The sequence below is a fragment of the Embleya sp. NPDC056575 genome (assembly GCF_042793325.1).
In the GTDB taxonomy this organism is placed as follows: domain Bacteria; phylum Actinomycetota; class Actinomycetes; order Streptomycetales; family Streptomycetaceae; genus Embleya.
Genome location: NZ_JBHTVA010000078.1, coordinates 31,663 through 47,028, shown reverse-complemented (window position 1 = coordinate 47,028; position 15,366 = coordinate 31,663). Strand labels below are relative to the sequence as shown.

At 71.1% G+C, this 15,366-nt stretch carries 13 protein-coding genes; 4 read left to right on the top strand and 9 right to left on the bottom strand.

Annotated elements, in window-relative coordinates; all coding sequences use genetic code 11:
- Positions 1 to 56: 56 nt before the first annotated feature.
- The 7 genes from ACFRCG_RS40420 to ACFRCG_RS40390 all read right to left on the bottom strand — a co-directional run bounded on the left by ACFRCG_RS40420 (position 57) and on the right by ACFRCG_RS40390 (position 6,860).
- On the bottom strand, positions 57 to 869 hold the full coding sequence (locus tag ACFRCG_RS40420; protein ID WP_380040972.1) for an SAM-dependent methyltransferase: 813 nt from the start codon (positions 867 to 869) through the stop codon (positions 57 to 59).
- A 329-nt stretch (positions 870 to 1,198) separates the two neighbouring features.
- Positions 1,199 to 1,735, bottom strand: a complete 537-nt coding sequence (locus tag ACFRCG_RS40415) for a hypothetical protein (protein WP_380040970.1) — start codon at positions 1,733 to 1,735, stop codon at positions 1,199 to 1,201.
- A 106-nt stretch (positions 1,736 to 1,841) separates the two neighbouring features.
- Positions 1,842 to 2,345: a hypothetical protein gene (locus ACFRCG_RS40410; protein WP_380040968.1), complete on the bottom strand. Its 504-nt coding sequence runs from the start codon at positions 2,343 to 2,345 to the stop codon at positions 1,842 to 1,844.
- 158 nt (positions 2,346 to 2,503) lie between these two features.
- Complete coding sequence (locus ACFRCG_RS40405; RefSeq protein ID WP_380040966.1) at positions 2,504 to 3,226, bottom strand: nuclear transport factor 2 family protein; 723 nt, start codon at positions 3,224 to 3,226, stop codon at positions 2,504 to 2,506.
- 64 nt (positions 3,227 to 3,290) lie between these two features.
- Entirely contained in the window at positions 3,291 to 3,677 is a 387-nt protein-coding gene (locus ACFRCG_RS40400) for a hypothetical protein (protein WP_380040964.1), read from the bottom strand.
- Positions 3,678 to 3,731: 54 nt separating this feature from the next.
- Positions 3,732 to 5,204 (bottom strand): hypothetical protein, encoded by a 1,473-nt coding sequence (locus ACFRCG_RS40395; protein ID WP_380040962.1) that lies wholly within the window; start codon positions 5,202 to 5,204, stop codon positions 3,732 to 3,734.
- Positions 5,205 to 6,110: 906 nt separating this feature from the next.
- Positions 6,111 to 6,860: a DUF4232 domain-containing protein gene (locus ACFRCG_RS40390; RefSeq protein ID WP_380040960.1), complete on the bottom strand. Its 750-nt coding sequence runs from the start codon at positions 6,858 to 6,860 to the stop codon at positions 6,111 to 6,113.
- Positions 6,861 to 7,922: 1,062 nt separating this feature from the next.
- On the opposite strand from ACFRCG_RS40390, the gene ACFRCG_RS40385 reads away from it, so the two are divergent.
- The 3 genes from ACFRCG_RS40385 to ACFRCG_RS40375 all read left to right on the top strand — a co-directional run bounded on the left by ACFRCG_RS40385 (position 7,923) and on the right by ACFRCG_RS40375 (position 10,591).
- A complete protein-coding gene (locus ACFRCG_RS40385; RefSeq protein WP_380040958.1) occupies positions 7,923 to 8,951 on the top strand; it encodes a helix-turn-helix domain-containing protein in 1,029 nt (342 codons plus the stop codon).
- Complete coding sequence (locus ACFRCG_RS40380) at positions 8,941 to 9,579, top strand: hypothetical protein (protein ID WP_380040956.1); 639 nt, start codon at positions 8,941 to 8,943, stop codon at positions 9,577 to 9,579. Before ACFRCG_RS40385 ends, ACFRCG_RS40380 begins: the two co-directional genes overlap by 11 nt.
- A gap of 199 nt (positions 9,580 to 9,778) precedes the next feature.
- The gene (locus ACFRCG_RS40375) at positions 9,779 to 10,591 is read left to right on the top strand and encodes an SAM-dependent methyltransferase (RefSeq protein WP_380040954.1); all 813 of its coding nucleotides are present in this window, start codon (positions 9,779 to 9,781) and stop codon (positions 10,589 to 10,591) included.
- Positions 10,592 to 10,609: 18 nt separating this feature from the next.
- Here ACFRCG_RS40375 and ACFRCG_RS40370 read toward each other — a convergent pair whose 3' ends face one another.
- Both ACFRCG_RS40370 and ACFRCG_RS40365 read right to left on the bottom strand, forming a co-directional pair.
- Positions 10,610 to 11,536 (bottom strand): helix-turn-helix domain-containing protein, encoded by a 927-nt coding sequence (locus ACFRCG_RS40370; protein ID WP_380040952.1) that lies wholly within the window; start codon positions 11,534 to 11,536, stop codon positions 10,610 to 10,612.
- Positions 11,537 to 11,658: 122 nt separating this feature from the next.
- Positions 11,659 to 11,892, bottom strand: a complete 234-nt coding sequence (locus ACFRCG_RS40365; protein WP_380040950.1) for a DUF397 domain-containing protein — start codon at positions 11,890 to 11,892, stop codon at positions 11,659 to 11,661.
- Positions 11,893 to 12,248: 356 nt separating this feature from the next.
- Here ACFRCG_RS40365 and ACFRCG_RS40360 point away from each other — a divergent pair, with 356 nt between their 5' ends.
- On the top strand, positions 12,249 to 15,335 hold the full coding sequence (locus ACFRCG_RS40360) for a LuxR C-terminal-related transcriptional regulator (RefSeq protein WP_380040948.1): 3,087 nt from the start codon (positions 12,249 to 12,251) through the stop codon (positions 15,333 to 15,335).
- The last annotated feature ends 31 nt before the right edge of the window (positions 15,336 to 15,366 follow it).

Sequence of the window (15,366 nt, the reverse complement as noted above, 5' to 3'; positions counted from 1 at the left end):
GCCGCGGTTTGTTCGGAAGCCGTGGGTCGGGCTCGCTCGGAGCCGCGCGCGACGGGTCAGGGTTTGCGGGCGACCGCGCCGAACTGCGGGACGATCGGCGGGAGTTCGCCGTCGACGGGGGCGGCTCGCCAGTGTGCGCAGGAGACGATGCCCGGGTCGAGCAGGTCCAGGCCGGCGAAGAAGCGGGTGAACTCGGCCAGGCTTCGGGCGGTGATCGGCGGGGTGGCGTTCTCGTTCCAGAACCGCATGGCCTCGACGTTGCCCTCGCCGCCGAGTTCGGTGGTCGGATGGGTGATCACCAGGTGGCTGCCGGACGGTACGGCGGCCATCAACCGGCCGACGATGTCCACGGCGGTGTCGGTGTCGAGGATGAAGTTGAGGCTGCCGAGCAGCATCACCGCGACCGGGCGGTCGAAGTCCAGGGTCGCCTTCGCGTCCCGGACGATGGCGTCGGGGTGGTGCGCGTCGGCGTGGATGTAGTCGGTGGCACCCTCGGGGGTGCTGGTGAGCAGCGCGCGGGCGTGCGCCAGGACCAATGGGTCGTTGTCCACGTAGACGATCCGCGCGGCGGGGTTCACCCGCTGGGCGACCTCGTGCGTGTTGTCGGCGGTGGGCAACCCGGTGCCGATGTCGAGGAACTGGTCCATCCCGGCCTCGCCGGCCAAAAAGCGCACCGCGCGCCCCAGGAACTCCCGGTCCGCGCGGGCGACTTCGCCGATGCTCGGGAACATGCTCGTGACGTGGTCGCCGACCTTGCGGTCGATCGGGTAGTTGTCCTTGCCACCCAGCCAGTGATTCCAGACCCGGGCGTTGTGCGCGACGTCGGGCCCCGAGATCGGCTGGCCCTCGGACGGTCGATTCTCGCTCACGGCGATGGTCCCTTTTCCTGTCCGCCGTTCACCCGGTGCGTCCCGAACGAAAGGCTGCGCGCACGAGCGCCTTCGAACCCGTTCCCGAGTCATTCTGCCACCCACCCACCAATCGGTTCACCACACCACGAACCGTGTCGCCACGCGTGTCGGGATCGCGCCCCGCGACACGCACACCCCGCGCCGCGGCGCTGCCACGAGGGTTCGGGGGTGGGTGCCCGGCAGTTCGCCGGTGTCCCGGTGCGGGCCGCCAACCTGTGTGACTTCGCTACCGGGCGGTCGGACTCGGGGGCCCTGTGATCGGGCAACCCCGACTGAGCGGCGGTACGTCAGTCGCGGTCCGACGCGGACAGTGTGTCGGCGATCATGCGGGTGGCGAAGTCGGGGTCGTCGGTGAGGTGGTTGATGTGTGCCGCGAGCAGAAAGGCGGTTGCTTCCAGGGGAGTCATCTCGTCCTCGGTCCAGCTTCCGTACTGTGCGCGCCACAGACTCGGGCTCAACCCCGTTCCCGCGGCGACGACCAGGCCGGCCATGGTGGGGATGGCTTCGGGACGGATGCTCACGGGCATCCCGCGCAGTGTGGCCACGAGGTCGGGCACCACACGTTCGATGGCGTCCATGCCATGCTCCGCGTAGGCGACCCGCAACCACTCCATGAACAGGAGGATGAGCGTGCACGCGCCGTCCAACACGGCCGCCGCTCCCTCGGGGCCCAGCGACGCGACGAACCGATCGGTTAACTCCTGCTGCTCCGGATCGGTGTCGATCCGGTCGCCGTGGATGCTCTTGAGCCGAGAGTCCACCATCATGAGCGCCGCACCCACGTCGCCGACGGGGGCGTGCACAGGATCACAGGGCGATGACACGGAACACCTCCTCGCACAGCCGCGGGGGGTGGCGCGACATGTCCGCAGATCAGACCTCGGGTGGGGTTCGGGCGTCGCGAATACCGGTACCGGACGCTGGTTGCGTTCAGGTGGCGGTTCGCGGGTTCAGGTAGTCCGAGAACAGCGATCGCAGATCCGGGGTCAGGGCGATGACGTCCTCGCTCGTCGGGACCAACGTCAACCCGCCTTCCTTGGGGATGCCGCGGTGAAATGCGGCGTCGACCCTGCGCGCTTCGAACAAAAGCCCGTCCGAGGACAATACGAGGCGGTGTTCGCCGGAGCCGGTCTCCGGTGCGAACGTCGCCAGTTCCCAGCCCTTCCCGACCTCCTCGCAGACCCGCACCGTGTGTGTCCTGCGGCCGAACAGGCCGGCCTTCTCCTTGCGAGTGTCGACGTGCAGGAACAGTGATACGAGCTTGCGTGTCGGCAGTCGCCCGGCTACGTCGGCCACGAAGGCGGCGAGCTCGGGAGTCATCCGAACGCCCCGGCGCGATTCGATGCCCGAGAGCCTGAGGCGCTCCCGCTCTTCCGCGAACTCGATCTCTTCGATCTCGTGCTCCTGCCTTGGAGCATCGTCGACCGGCCCCATCCGTCACCCCCACGTCCTTGGTGTTCGGCACGTTAGTCCGCGATGGGCCGTCGTGACTCACGAATGGCGGAGAACCACCGCGCGAAGGCGCGAAACCTGGTGACGGTAGCCGGCGAGGTGCGCCGTCATCGCGATTCGCAAGCGTGGTCGACGCGGGTTCACGGGGGTGTGGTGCCGGTCGCGCGCAGGGTGCCCTTGGTGATGGTGCCGTTTCGGATGGTGTAGGACCCGGCGTACAGGCGGACGCTGCCGTCGGTGCGCTGTGCAGCGACTCGTACCTGCACGGTGTCGCCGCTGACGGAGCCGATTGTCAGGCGGTCGCTGACGGTGTCCGAGAAGCCGGCGACGAATGTGGTGTAGGTCGATCCGAGGTTGCTGCCGCCGAGGGTCCAGGCCGTTGCGTAGTCGCCTCGGTTGATCGCGTCGTAGTAGCGGGCGACGACGGTGGCCGGGTCCGATGGCGGAGTGTTCGTGGTGGCGAGGGCGGTTGTGCCGGTCGGCGGGCGCGTTGGTGGGAACGACGCGCTCGGGGACGGGCCGGTCGAGATCGAGGCGGCCGCCGTCCTCGGCACGAACGCCGGGGTCGGTGGGAGTGGTGTGCGAGTTGCGGGGGTGATGGCGGCTTCGGTGGTCGTGGTTGCCGCGGTGGTGGTGTCGGAGCCGGAGCCGCTCTCCCGGAGAAGAAGGATCGTGACGGCGATGGTGGCCACGCCGAGGACGGTCAGGACCGCCAGGAGGACGCGCCGATTCCCCGCGTCCGCGGGGGTGTTCGCGAGCGTGGTCGTTTCGGTGTTCCGGGGGCCTACCTCACCGCCGCAGACGGTGCAAAAGCGCAGCGCCGCCGCCGAGAGGGCGGCCCCGCAGTGGGCGCACGTGATCATGATGGCTCGCCCCTCGGGGAGTCGATGCCGCGCCGTGGAAGCGGAGTTCGCCCCCGGCGGTCGGTCAGGACGCGAACAGGGTGTTGATCGCCTGGATGACGAGTGCGATCGCTCCGCTCAACGCGGTGGCGCCGCCCACGGCGTCGCGGAGGGAGGTGGCGGTTCGCTTCAGGCGCACGCGACTCGGTGGGGTCAGGGTGAGTTCGTGGCGCAGTTCCTCGGCGTCGGCGAGCGCCTGTTCGCGGTCGGTCAGTGTGGCTTCGGTCGCCCGGATCCGGACGATGAGTTCGTCGACCGCGGCCAGCAGTTCGTCCGGGGTCCGTGGTGCCGAGGGGGCGGCCGATCCGGTGGTCGTGGTCTGTTCCGCACGGGCCTTGTGGCCGACGGCGATCGCGGACTCGCTGACGCTCGCGTTCTCGCCGATGTCGACCTTGTTTGTTTCCTTGCTCATGTCGATTCCGTTCGTCTCGTGTCGGATGTGGTTCCGGTTCGGGTCGGTCGGTTTCTAGGGTTTTCCGTTCGCGGCGGCCGAGGCGCCTCGGCCGACGCTGAATGCCGACCCGGTGACGGTGGCTCCGGCGCCCACCGTGAGGCTGTTGTTGACGATCGTCTCGGCGCGCCGCTTGAGTTCCGCGGGGTCGATGTTCTTTTCTTCGAGGAAGTCGACGAGAGTGTCGAAGATCCTCTTCTCCACGACCTTCGTATACATTTCCTGATCAAGTTTCTGGAAATATCGGTGATAGCCGATCAGGAGCCCGTCCGAGTCGAGGACGAGTCGGAGAATTGTTCGAATGACCGGGCTCAGCATCGGGTCGAGGACGGGGCCCAGCGAGGGAAAACGGTTCGGGACACGGGAGCGCAGGTCGGCGGCTTCCTGCCGGATGCTCAACAGGGCGCCGTGGTTGAAGGTGAAGCGCCTGGCGACCATCCGCCGTTGACGAGCCTGCTTCCAACGCCGTCGAGGGCCCGCGAAGACGTGCTTGAGAGTGCGTGGGATACAGCGGAACATCAGGCCGAACCAGCGGAATCCACTGGCCACGACCAGTCGCGCGAACTCTCCGAACGTGGGGTGCAGCAGCAGGTCGTCGATCTCGTAGTAGCGCCAGTGCAGAGGCGGCAGCAGGGAGTGGTTCACCTCGACGAACAGATGTGAGGAACCGACGGTCACCCGCAGGAAGAGCGTGTACACGAGTTGCCCGCCCCAGCCGACGATCTCCACCACCAGATAGGGGCGGGCCCGATCCTCGGGATGCTCGGTGAGGTATGTGACGACCGCGTCGGAGACTCGGTCGACCGGGCGCGGGTTCCGGCCGGTCAGGAACCGGCTGTCGTGGTGGATGTCGGCACCATTGATGAACAGCCGGTCGTGCACGCTCAGCCCGGGAAGGTCGAGAAGCGCGATCCTGGAGGCGATCCTGCCGCGCAGTTCGGAGGCCGTGAAGGAGACGACGGGATCCTCGTCGCACGCCACCGTCGTGTCCAGGGCGAACGACCAACTGTCCAACGTCCACCCGTGACCGAGGAACGGGTCGAACGCGCTGTAGGTGCTCACGTTGCCGGCGGCGTAGACGGCGACCAGGTCGATCTGGTCCCGCGTCACCTGGAGTTGTGGATCGGGCGCTCGGGAGGCGTCGAAGGTCCCGCGCCGCAGCGTTTGCGCGAGGGCTCCCCAGCGGGTGACGTACGCCTCGGCGAAGACCACGGCCCAGGACGCCACGACCACGAGCATTCCCGCGAGTGTTCCGATGGCCGTGAAATTCACGATGGCCAGGATGAGCAGTACGGCCAGGGCCGCGTCCCGGGTCAGATGCCGGGCACGAGCGGCGATGGCGTGCTTCATGACCGCGACGAGGTCCACGCCCGGGGAGCGCACCACCGCGCGGAGCGGCTCCTCGAGGACATCCTCGACGAGTTTCTCGGCCAGCTTGCTGTCCAGGTGAACGGCCGCGCACAGGTAGCGAGTCGCCTCATCCGCCATTGCGCTCGGTGCGGTCGGTGCGGTCGGTGCGCTCGGTGCGCCGGCGGGTTGCCGGGGCCGGTGATGGACCACGCGCGCGGCCGGCGGCGGGGCCGCCTGATGGGCGGGCAGCCGCACGGACGCAGTCGCGGTGTCGTTTCGGTCCGTCGGCTGCGGTGGCACGGGGTTCGGACGCTTTATCTGTACACCGCAGCTACCGCAGAAATCTGCACCCTCGGGATTCTCGTGACCACACGAATTGCAACGCACACCCCATCGCCCCCCTCACGCTCCGGATCCGGAGAATGCCCCTGGGCGCGAGATTACTCGCCTGGAGCGTGCGAGGACGGAATAGTCGGGATGTTCGTCGAAGCGATGGGAATCGTTATCCGGAGAGAGAATCCGACCTTCCGGTTCGCCGTCATTCGATCGCTCGTGGCTTCTCGCGGGCAATCCGCGGAGAAGCGGAAGAACGACGAGAATCCGAGCCTCGTAAGGGCCGTTCAGACCTTGGAAGATCATCTCCACGACCTGGTGAGCCGGCGACCACGGGGGCGTGGCGCGCGCCACGGACCGAAGGGCCCTATCGGAGGCTCTGCCATGGGGACGATGGTGGCGCAGGGGGCCAACCGGCACGAAAGACTCCCCGGTCCGGCTGTTCAGGCTCGCTGGTCGGTGTGGAAGTGACCGGGGGCGGGCGCGGCTATGCGGCGATCTGCTCGACGCGCCAGGTGTATGCCTACGGCACCGTTGCCTACCCTCGCCGACGGCACACCCGTCATCGACACCACCTTCGGCGGCAGCCGTTGGAACTCGAGTTCGTCCGCTCGGTTGGGCTTCACGGGTGGTGGGCCGACGGACGAAGACCTCGGATGTCGATGTCCTGGTCGGCATCGGCGTCCGAGGTCTTCGTCGGTCCGCGTGTGGTCAGCCGCCTTGGCCGGCGCTGCCGATGGGGCCGACGTCGACCGGGGAGCCGGCGCCGTCGACGACCGGCAGGGTGGGGGTGCCGGGCCAGTTCAGGGTGATGGTCTTGGTTTCTCCGGGCGGGGTGACCTCGAGGCCGGTGATCTTGACGCCGTAGGGGCCGGTGGCGCCGCTGGGGTAGGTGATACCGAAGGACACCGACGTGCCGCTCTTGAGGGTGAACGGGTCGGCCGGGTCGCCGACGCGCTTGGCGGACAGGGGTCCCTGGGCGGTTTGGAGGTCGACGCCCGCGAAGCCGGACATCGTGCAGTTGTGGCCGATGTTCTTGAACGTCACGGCGACGGTGAGTGCGTCGTCGCCGCCGATGGTGGCGTCCTGGGCGGTGGCCCTCAGGTCGTCGGTGCGGCACTTGCCGATCGAACTGTTGTCGCCGCCGCTCCCGCCCGTGGCGGTCGCACCCTGGCCGCCGGAGCTCTTGCCGGCGGAGTCCTTGCCGGCGGAGTCCTTCCCGGAGGCGACCTTGCCGGCGGGTTCGGTCCCGCCGCCGCCCCCGCTGCCTGCCGGGTTGCCGCCCGCGTTGCCGCCGGTGGTCGACGCCCCGGGCGCGGCGGCCGGCGGTGCGACGGGCGAGGAGCCCTGTGCGGCCCCCGCGTTCGAGTTCGAGTCCGATCCCTGGCACGCCGTCATCGACATCGCGCCGCCGAGAACGGCCGCGGAAACGAGGAGAGCGGTGCGACGGTTGCGGAACATGAACGACCCCTTGATAGCCGGTGGTTGGAGCCGAAACACGCTCGGCTCCTCGGTGCCTGCCCCACCACCATGGCCGAGCCGCCGAGCCCGCCAACACCCCGGTCGTCGCACCACGACACCGCTGTCGCAGAGCGGTGACAAGGTTACGAGAAGAAACGAGAACCACCCCGAAACACCGCGCCCGACATTCCGACGACACCACGTTTTCCCTGGTCACAGCCATCAGAGGTGGCCCCGAAGGGCGGTGTTACACCAGCCCGTCCGCCGGCGGCCCACCCTGCCGCCCGTCGAGACCTTCATCGACCGGGTCCACCGGACCCACCGCTCCCGCCCCGGCCCGAACGGCGCCCCACCGATCGGCCGGGTGGCTGAGGTGCCGCCGCCCGGCCCGGCGACGTTGCGGCGGGGACCGACGACATCGGTTCCCTCGCCGGACCGGTCACCAGGGAGGTCGGGAAGCCGGTATTCGTGCGTGATGGGGGATTGTGTGGGACGGGGGATTCGGGTGGGGGTGATTTATGGGTGGGGACGGTGACCGGTTCCTTTGCATATGCAATTGCATGGGTGTCACTCGCAGGGGTGGATTCGTGGTCTGGGCGGGTTTCGGGCGGTGGATGGGTGAAATCGGGACGTTCCTTCGTGGTGACGTCTTCCGATCAAGTTGCTCCCGGTCGTGCGGGTTATGCGGCGTGACCTGCGCTTCTTTGGGTGCTGTGGGATCGTTGCCGGCGGATTCGACGGGGTTCGAGGGTGGCTTCGAGGCGGCGGGCCGCCCGGCCGTGCATTTGCATTTCCTGGGTTTCCTTGGCGTTTCGGAAACTCTCGGGGTAGCTTCCGGAGCGTCGGACGATCCGGATCGACGGTCGTCGCCCCGGGGGCGCGAGGGAACAAGGATCAAGGAATCGACATGGTGGACGACTTATCCGCCGGAGGAGTTTCGGACGATCTCCGGCGATTCCCGAGAACGGCATTCCCCGGTTTCCGTGCGGGGAAAGCATTCGGCAGGCGGGGGCGGCCGGCCGGCTCCGGGGCCAGGCCCGGGACCGGAGGGAGAGACACGGGATGAACGCCCGCAGGGGCATCACCACGTGCGCCGCGTGCGGTCGACGCTTCGCGCGGCGCGACACGGGCGACCGCAAGCGGCGCTACTGCGCCCCCGGTTGCCGGCGGCGGGCACGCACGGCGCGGGAGCGGGAGGCGCCGCCGGCCGCCGATCCTCAGGGGCTGGAGGCGGGCATCGTGGCGATTTTGCGTCGGGTGGCCTGCGCGCTGGAGGAGGCCGAACGTACGCGCGAGCCGTTGCGGGTCCGGCTGGCCTACGCGGACCGGCTGAGCGGGGAGACCCAGCGGTATCGCGCCGTGGTGGGGGAGGCCCGGCCCGGCACGGCGGTACGGCTGCGCCCGGAGTGGTCCGCGCAGTTGGCCGCGCGTCTGGGGGCCCGGTCGCATCCGGGCGACGACGGGCGCGGGGACGCGGACCTGTCGGCGTCCCAGCACGCGGGCGAGCGACTGGCGGCGGCGTTGCGCGAACTGCGCCGTACCGCCGGGGTCACCGTCGCGGACCTGGCGTGGCAGGCCGGGATCAGCGAGGAGTTCCTGGCCCGGATCCTGGCCGGAGAGGTGTTCGCGTCCTGGCCGGTGGTGGAGACGTTGGCCGGGAAGCTGGGCGGCGAGGCGGCGGAGCTGCGTGCCCTGTGGGAGTGCTCGCGCGGGGTCGACCACGGCATCCGGCGGGAACTGCCGGACCTGGCCGCGTTGTTGACCGCGATGGCGCGCGGCCTGTGGCTGGCCGCCGGGCGGCCCGCGCCGGATCGCATCGGCGGTGATCCGTTGCGCCCGGGCACGGTCGAGCGGGTCCTGGCCGGCGAGCTGATCCCGGACCGGGCCGGCGCCGAGCTGCTGGTGGAGCGACTGGGCGCGCATCCGGACGTGGTCCGGCGGTTGTGGAAGCAGGTGCACTACGGCGTGCTGATCCGCCTCGGCGACGCCGGATTCCCGGCCGGAGGACTGCCGTTCGCCGCCCTGCCGGGTCCCGAGTCGCGCTCGGACCCGGTGACCGGGACGCACACCGGCGACGGCGATGTCGGCTGACCGGGGCGCGCCGGAGCGCACGGTCGTCCGGACCCGCGCGCAGGCGCCGATATCCGCCGCGCGGCGCCAAGCGGCGCCGACGGCCGGCGAGCCGGAGCCGGATCGTGCCGATGGCGAGCCGGCCGGTTTCGGTGGATCGGCCGGCACGTCGATCGACTTCGCCGCGTTCTGCCTGCTGCATCGGGCGCGGTGGGCGCAGTACGCCCGGCACCGCGTGGGCGACGCGGTCCGCGGCGAGTGGGCCGTGCGCTCGGCCGTGGCCGAACTCGCGGGCACCTGGGCCGACATGCTGCGCGGGCCCAATCCGACCGCCGGGGCCTGGCGCATCCTGGGTCGGACCGTCACCGCCTCGCACGCCCCCGCCCGGGGCACCCTGTACGACACCCTGCCGTGGCCGCAGGCGGACGCGGTGGTGCTGCACTACCGGCTCGGCATGACCCTGACCGCCGCGGCCGACTTGATGGGCACCGACCCGCCCGAGGTGGCCGCCCAACTGGTCCTGGCCGAGCGCAGCCTGCCCACCGCCGTGGTCAGGACCCTCGAACGCCGTCCCGACGCCGCGCCGCGTCCGGACGGTCGCGACGCCCCGATCCACGCCCGCGGTCCCGACGGCCCGGGCGGCGGATGAGGGCGTGCGGGTCGTGCGCAACCCGTGCCGCGCGACCCGCTTTCCCCCGCCGTGCCGTTTCGCGCCGCGTGCGGACCCCCCACTTCCCGGGCCGAGTGCCTGCCCCGGCGCACGTCACGCATCTAGCATGGTGCGCGCACGGGCGGCGACCGGAAGACCGCGGTGGGTTCCGGCGAGCGCGGACGCACGAGGGGGCGCGATGGGGAACGCGGACGGACCGATGCCCGAGATCGACGTGGACACACCGAGTGCCGCACGGATGTACGACTGGTATCTCGGCGGCACCGACAACTACGCGGCCGATCGCGCGGCTTGCGAGGAACTGCTCGAGATCGTCCCCAGCACGCGCGAACTGGCGCTGAACAACCGAGCGTTCCTGCGCCGGGTGGTCCGGGTGCTGGCCGCCGAGTACGGCGTACGGCAGTTCCTGGACCACGGATCCGGGCTGCCCACCCGGGACAACGTGCATCAGGTGGCGCAGCGCGTGGATCCCGCGTCCCGGGTGGTCTACGTCGACAACGACCCCATCGTGCTGGCGCACGGTCGGATGTTGCTGGAGGAGAACGAGAACACCGCCGTCGTCCAGGCCGACATGACCGATACCGACGGCATCTTCGGGCGCCCCGAGGTCGAGCGGCTGATCCGGCTCGACGAACCGGTCGCGGCGCTGTTCGTCTCGGTCCTGCACTGCCTGCCCGAGTCCGCCGAGCCGGCGGCGATGATTCGCCGGGTCGCCGACCGACTGCCCCCGGGCAGCTTCATGGTGATCTGCCAACTGGTCAGCGAGGACCCGGTGATCCGGGACGGGGTGAGCGACTTCATGGACCGGGCCACCGGTGGCAACTGGGGTCGGGTGCGCGATCGTGCCCAGGTGAACGACTACTTCACCGGGCTGACCGTGCTCGAACCCGGGCTGGTGGAGGTGTCCACCTGGCGTCCCGACTCGCAGGTCGCCGCGCGTCAACAGACCGACGAGTGGATCGAGTACGGCGGCCTGGCCCGGGTGCGCTGAAACGCATGCCCCGAAGCGTCAGCTCTCGGCGGCCGCGGTGAAGTGGCGTTCGGCGTCGCGCAACATACGCTCGCTGGAGGCCCGATTCTCGGCCGCCGCCCACAGGCGGAGCAGGATCTCCCGATAGGCGTCGATGTCCGCGCGCCTGCTCAGGTACGTCGCGCTGTTGGCCTGCTCCAGGTAGATCATCTCGCTCGGCCCGCCCGAGGCGAAGCGGAGATACGTCATCGGCGACGGCGGGGCGACACCGGCGGCCCGATCGAAGCGCACCACGCGGATGTTGATCCGCTCCCGCGCCGACTCGGCCAACAGGTGCCGCATCTGCGCGGCCATCACCGCCGGCCCCCCGACGGGTCGGCGCAGGATGCCCTCGTCCAACAGCGCGGTCAGATCCGGGCGATGCTCGTCCGCGAGCAACGCCTGGCGCTGGAGTCGCAGTTCGATGCGGCGCTCGACCTCCTCGGGCGCGGCCCGGGGCAGCCCCGAGCGCACCACGGCGCGGATGTACTCGGGCACCTGGAGCAGGCCCGGCACCACGTGCACCTCGTAGGTGTCGATCTTGGTGGCCGAGTCCTCCATCCCGATCAACCGGGCCAGCCAGCCCGGCATCACGTCGCTGTAGTGGCTCCACCAGGCCCGCTCCAGCGCCTTCTTCAGCAACTCCTCTATCTCGGACAGGGATTCCTCGTCCCGGACCCCGTAGTAGCGGACCAGATCGAAGACGTCCCGGGGGCGCGGTGGGCTCTCGCCGCGCTCCAGTCGGCTGATCTTGGACATCGACGCCCGGATCGCCTCGGCCGCGTCCTTCAGCCCGCGGCCGTTGTCCAGCCGCAACTTGCGCAGCGTCGCGCCGAGCACCTTGACGGCCGCGGCCGGACTGGTCTGCTGGGTGAGGGACACCACGGGTGCGATCGACGGTGCGCGAGCCGGGTGTTCGGCGGACATGGGAACTCCAAGGGGCAGACGGACGTCCGCCATTATCCCGAGACGGGATACCGCGTGTCCGTCGATTGGGCGACCGCGCCGCGGTCCCCCGGGTCGGTCGGGTGACCGCGCCGCGGTCCGGGTCAGCCGATCGGCCCGGCGCACCCCCGGAGTCCGGGGTTCGCGACGAAGCCGGCGAGGCTCGCGCGGGAGTAGACCAGGGCCGGTCCCCGCGCCCGCCGCGAGTCGCGGACCGCGATCGCGCCGCCGGGCAGCAGCGCCACCTCCACACAATTGCCCTCGGCCGTACTCGCACTGCTCTTCACCCAGGTCACCGACCCGAGCGTGTCCGCCGCATCCCCGTTGCCGGCACGCATCGTCATCACCTTCCCGCTTCCGTCCGGTCACTGCCCCGTATGGCACGACCACGGACGGTTCCGCCGTTCGTGCAAAACCAGGTGCATTCGCATCATGGAACCGATGGCGGGCGCAGTCACGGGAATCGCCGAACCAAGTGGGTGCGATTCCCGGCGTCAAGGGTCGATTTCGGCCCGGATCGGCGGGTTTTACGCCGTGTCGGATCGTGTTGAAATGCGTTCGACGGATGGTCACAAGATCCTTGCGTAGAGTTGGAGATCGGGTCTTGTGGCACGCCACCGCAATGGCGTAACAAGGAACCCGCTGCTGGAGACACAGTTGATCGGCGTGCCCCACATCCCGATTTCGGGCCGCCGTGCACCGCGTCGGACCGGGGGGCCCGCGCGGCAGGAACGGAACCGCAAGCGCACGGCCGGCCCCGGGGGGACGGTGGTCGAGAACTACGTGTCCTACCGCTGCGGCCCCGCGGGGAGCCGTCGGCGGCGTTCCCGACGACAATCGGGCTGCCCGGTCTCCCCGCAGGGTGTCGCGGTGCGGGCCGCGCTGGGGGGAAGGGGTCGCTTCAGTGGAACCGGAGCGGGTATCCGAACTTTCCGATCTGCTGGCGCACGCACGCGCCTCGCGGAGCGGGGCCGGCGGACGGGCCGTGATCATCCGTACCGCGTCGGGCATGTGGTGCCGCGAACTGCTCGTCGAATTCACCGAGCGCCAACGCCGCGCGGGCGCCGCCCCCGTGCTGGTCTCGTGCCAGCACCGCGACGCCCGCGAACCCTTCGCCGCGCTGCGCCAGTTGCTCGCCGGACTCGGCGACGCGGCACAGCCGGCCGGGGACGACCGGTTCGACGAACTGCGCCGCGCGCTCCCGCACACCGTGCCCGAGGACCACGGGCGGCCGCTGTTCGACGAGTTGTACGAGGTGCTGCTGCCGGCCGTGAGGCGCTGCCCGCGGGTGATCGTCGTCGACCACGCGCAGTGGATGGACGACGCCTCGCTGCGGTGGTTCGCGCACCTGGTGCGCCGATTGACCCGACTGCCGCTGCTCGTGGTGCTCGGCGTGCGCGTGGACGACGACCTGCCCGCGCGCGACGCGCTCGACGACATCGGCGCGCAGGCCGCCTGCCACGAGAGCACGCTGCGCCCGCTGTCCGTGCACAGCGCGCGGGAGTTGGTGCAACGCGCCTACGCCGGCCGGGTCCCCGATGATCCGTTCGTACGGCTGTGCCACCACGTCACCGGCGGGGTGCCGGCGTATCTCGTCCGGTTGATCGACAGCCAACTCCAGGCCGGACTGCCGCCGGAGTTGGGGCCGATCCGCTCCGGCGTGCACCTCGACGGACGGCCCCGGCAGACCAGGGCCGACCACATCCGCCGGATCGCCGCCCGGATCGAGGCGGCCGCGGTGACCACCCGACTGGCCCGACAACCCGAGCGGGTCCGGGCGTTGGCGCAGACGGCCGCGCTGTTCGGCGACGGCGCCGACCTGGACATCGTGGCCGACCTGCTGGGCACCGGGCCGGACCGGTTGGACGGGCCCCTGGCCGAACTCGTCCGGGTCGGTGTGCTGCGCGGCACACCCCCGGGCGGCCGGTTGTCGTTCCGTACCCCCGAATTGCGCGACGCCGTGCACGACACCATCCCCGAGACGCTGCTGCGCGATCGGCATGTGCGGGCCGCCCGCCGGCTCGGCGACTACGGCGCGCCGCCGACGCGCGTGGCCGAACACCTGCTGCGGATCGACACGTTGCACGTGGACGAGCACGCCTGGGCGGGGGCGGTGCTCTACGAGGCGGGCCGGGCCGCGCTGGAGGCGGGCGCGACGTTGCGCTGCGCCGAATACGCCCGGCGCGCGCTGCGCGACGACCCGCCCGCCGAACATCGGGCGCGCCTGCTCGTGTTGCTGGGCCGGGCCGAGGTGCCCACCGCGCCGGAGGCGGCCGCACGGCACCTGGAGGAGGCGCTGCGGCTGCTCACCGACCCGGGTGAACGGGCCGAGGCGGTGTTGCAGCTGTGCCACGCGCAGGTGCTCCGCCAAGGGGACAGTGTGGAGGCGGTGATGCGGCCCGCCCGGGACGCGGCGGCGCGGCTGGGCGAACTGGCCGAGCGGGACTGCCCCGACCCGGACGTGCGGCTGCGGCTGCGGGCCATCGCGCACCTGGGCGGACCGGCCGCCGAGGCCCGATCCGACCGGGAGGCCCGATCCGGCCTCGACCGCGCCGCCGCCGAGGTCACCGGGGTCACCGCGGGCGAGCGCGAACTGCTCGCCGCGTTCGCGTCGGACAGCGCGTGCCGGGCCGAGCCCAGCGGCATCGCGCTGGACCTGATCGAACGCGCGCTGGCGGGCGAACCGCCCCGGGGCAGCGCGTCGGCGCTGCTCCTGCTGCGCAGCGTGGTGGTGCTCGCCTGGGCCGGCCGGCTGGACGAGGCCCGCACGTGGGCGGGCAGCCTGACCGCGGCGATCCCGATCGGCCCGGCGCACTCGCGGATCGGCCTGCCCGCCGTGGTCGCGCACTGCCTGTGCGCGGACATCGCGCTGCGCGCCGGGAACCTGGCCGAGGCGCTGGCCGAGGCACGCACCGCCGGCCGGCTCGCGCGCGGCCCCGAACTGTCCGCGCTCACTCAGCTCACCAGGGTGCAACTGGCGCGCATCCGGGTGGTGTTGGGCCAGTACGACGCGGCGACCACGATGTTGCGCGGGGCCTTGGGCGTGCCGCGCGCACGGGCCACCGCGCTGGGTGTGCGGGCCCGATGTAGGTACGCGGCCGGGGACCCGCGCGGGGCCCTGGCCGACCACCTCGAATGCGGCCGACGGCTGACCGAGCTGGGCATCGTCAACCCGGCGCTGAGCGATTGGCGCGGCGGTGCCGGGCTGGCCCTGGTGGACCTGGACCGGCGGGCCGAGGCGGCGCCGCTGTTCGAGGAGGGCCTGGAGATCGCCCGCCGCTGGGGTGCGCCCGCCCCGATCGGCGAGGCACTGCGCAACCGGGCGCGGATCGAGGGTCCGCGCGGCGCCATCCGGCTCCTGGAGGAGTCGGTGGCGATCCTGGAGCACTCCGGCGCCCGGCTGCAACTGGCCGAATCCCTGGTCGAGTCGGGCCGGGTGTACGCGCTGGCGGGGCAACCGGCGGCGGCCCGCCTGGCGTTGCGGCGCGGCATGGGGCTGGCCCAGGAGTGCGGTTGGGATCTGCTGGTGGAGCGGGCGCACAAGGATCTGCTCGCCTGCGGAGGCCGGTTGCGTCGGACCAGCCTGTCCGGCCCCGGCTCGTTGACCCCCTCGGAGCGGCAGATCGCGGAACTGGCCGCGGCCGGGCACACCAACCGGGCGATCGCCGAGTCGTTGTGCGTCACGCGCGGCACGGTGGAGGTGCATCTGACGCACGTCTACCGGAAATTGGGCATCTCGGGTCGTACCGCGCTGTCCACGAGACTGGCCTCGACGCAGTGACGGTGACGCGCGTCACCCGACGCCCCGCGGA

Coding starts and splice junctions, on each gene's coding strand:
- ACFRCG_RS40410 (WP_380040968.1), bottom strand. CDS start 2,345: ATGGGGCCGGTCGACGATGCTCCAAGGCAGGAGCACGAGATCGAAGAG.
- ACFRCG_RS40405 (WP_380040966.1), bottom strand. CDS start 3,226: ATGATCACGTGCGCCCACTGCGGGGCCGCCCTCTCGGCGGCGGCGCTG.
- ACFRCG_RS40400 (WP_380040964.1), bottom strand. CDS start 3,677: ATGAGCAAGGAAACAAACAAGGTCGACATCGGCGAGAACGCGAGCGTC.
- ACFRCG_RS40395 (WP_380040962.1), bottom strand. CDS start 5,204: ATGGCGGATGAGGCGACTCGCTACCTGTGCGCGGCCGTTCACCTGGAC.
- ACFRCG_RS40390 (WP_380040960.1), bottom strand. CDS start 6,860: ATGTTCCGCAACCGTCGCACCGCTCTCCTCGTTTCCGCGGCCGTTCTC.
- ACFRCG_RS40385 (WP_380040958.1), top strand. CDS start 7,923: ATGAACGCCCGCAGGGGCATCACCACGTGCGCCGCGTGCGGTCGACGC.
- ACFRCG_RS40380 (WP_380040956.1), top strand. CDS start 8,941: ATGTCGGCTGACCGGGGCGCGCCGGAGCGCACGGTCGTCCGGACCCGC.
- ACFRCG_RS40375 (WP_380040954.1), top strand. CDS start 9,779: ATGGGGAACGCGGACGGACCGATGCCCGAGATCGACGTGGACACACCG.
- ACFRCG_RS40370 (WP_380040952.1), bottom strand. CDS start 11,536: ATGTCCGCCGAACACCCGGCTCGCGCACCGTCGATCGCACCCGTGGTG.
- ACFRCG_RS40365 (WP_380040950.1), bottom strand. CDS start 11,892: ATGCGTGCCGGCAACGGGGATGCGGCGGACACGCTCGGGTCGGTGACC.